This window comes from Luteibacter sp. P1_D3, from assembly GCF_056406135.1.
Genome location: NZ_JBFUAT010000093.1, coordinates 1 through 1210, shown reverse-complemented (window position 1 = coordinate 1210; position 1210 = coordinate 1). Strand labels below are relative to the sequence as shown.

Annotated in this window: 1 protein-coding gene; it reads left to right on the top strand. The window is 66.2% G+C overall.

The features are described from left to right. On the top strand, nt 1–1210 hold a 1210-nt coding region (locus AC1DYM_RS22985; protein WP_477342364.1), incomplete at both ends, for a condensation domain-containing protein.

Below are 1210 nucleotides of genomic sequence, written 5' to 3'. Positions count from 1 at the left end.
GTGGCCTATGTGGTGGCCGAGGCAGGCGCCACGCTGTCGGTGGAGCGTCTTCGCGAGGCCCTGTCGGGAACGCTGGCGGAGTACATGGTCCCGAGTGCGATCGTGACGCTGGCCTCGCTGCCACTGACACCCAACGGCAAGCTGGATCGCAAGGCGCTGCCGGCACCGGAGGCGGAGTCCTACGCGGTGCAAGCGTACGAAGCACCGGAAGGTGCGGTGGAGGAGGCGATCGCGGCGGTGTGGTCAAGCCTGCTGGGTCATGCCCGGGTGGGCCGCCACGACAACTTCTTCGCCTTGGGCGGCCACTCGTTGTTGGCGATCACGGCGATGGGGCAATTGCACCGTCGTGGTGTAGCGACGGATGTGCGCATGCTGTTTGCGGCACCGACGGTCGCAGGGCTGGCGAGGCTGGTCGAGGGAGCGAAGGCTGCGCCGTCGTGGACGGTGCCGGCGAACGCTATCCCGCAAGATTGCACGGCGATCGAGCCGTCGATGCTGCCTCTGGTCAAGCTGGAACAGTCGCAGATCGATGGTATTGCGGCGACGGTGCCGGGTGGGATGGCGAACATCCAGGACATCTACCCGTTGGCGCCGCTGCAGGAAGGCATCCTGTTCCATCAYCTGTTGACCCGGGATGCCGATCCTTACGTGCTGTTCGGGACGACCGCCTTTGATCGGCGTGAGCGGTTGGACCGGTACCTTGTCGCRTTGCAGGCGGTGATCGGGCGGCACGACATTCTGCGCACGGCGGTGGCGTGGGAAGGGTTGGAYGAGCCGGTGCAGGTCGTGTGGCGCGAGGCGTCGGTGCCGGTGACGGAGGTGAGGTTGGATCCGGCCGGCGGTGATGCCGCGGCGCAACTGGAGCGTCTGGTGGATCCGCGGCACTACCGGATGGCGATCGATCGCGCACCGATGATGCACGGCTACGTGGCACATGACCTATCACAGGACCGCTGGCTGTTGCTGTTGGTTCATCACCATATGAGTGTTGACCATGCGACGCTGGAGGTACTGGGCGAGGAAATCGAAGCACATCTTGTTGGCCGCGAGAGCGAGTTGCCGGAACCGGTGCCGTTCCGGACCTTTGTCGCGCAGGCGCGACTGGGGGTGAGTCGCGCGGAGCACGAGCGGTTCTTCCGGGAGATGCTGGGCGACGTGGCGGAGACGACGGCGCCGTTCGGGATGGCTGACGTGCGTGGCGACGGCACGG